Genomic DNA, 563 nt, shown 5'->3' with positions numbered 1-563 from the left:
AAGGGGGCGACCTCGATGCGCCGCGCCTCGAACGTCGTGGTGTCGACGACGTGCACCGAGAACTGGTCGTGGTCGACCGTGTAGACCTCGCTGCCGTCGGCCGCAACGAGCACGTCGAACGGCCGCAGGCCCACGGGCGTGCTCGCGAGGACCTCGCGCGCGGCGACGTCGATCGTCTCGAGCGTGGACGAGTCGCCGCGGTGGACGGCCACGTAGACCCGGGTGCCGTCGGGCGACACCGCGATGCCCAGGACGCCGCGGCGGTACTCGCCGAACCCGACCCGGGCGGGCGTGTCCCGGTAGGGGATCAGGTCGACGCGCTCGCTCGTGGTGAGGTCGACGACCGCGACGCCCTGCGCCGTCGAGACGTACGCGCGCATCGTCGGGGCGTGCACGGCGATCCCCCAGGGCGCGGCGCCGACCTCGACGCGGTCGACGACGGCGCTCCCGTCCCGGATCGTCGGGTCGACGACCGCGAGCCCGTCGGACTCGGCCTCGGTCGCGAGCAGGTAGCGCGCGGGAGCCTCCACCGGCTCCTCGGGGACCGCGGGCTCGTCCGAGGG

At 74.8% G+C, this 563-nt stretch carries 1 protein-coding gene; it reads right to left on the bottom strand.

Annotation, left to right across the window (positions count from 1 at the left end):
• Nucleotides 1-563 (bottom strand): YncE family protein (locus G3I78_RS47210; protein ID WP_164436787.1); only part of this gene is annotated, 563 nt, incomplete at both ends.

This window comes from Streptomyces sp. SID13726, assembly GCF_010548375.1.
In the GTDB taxonomy this organism is placed as follows: Bacteria; Actinomycetota; Actinomycetes; order Streptomycetales; family Streptomycetaceae; genus Streptomyces.
This window is presented reverse-complemented; position numbering and strand designations above follow the sequence as displayed.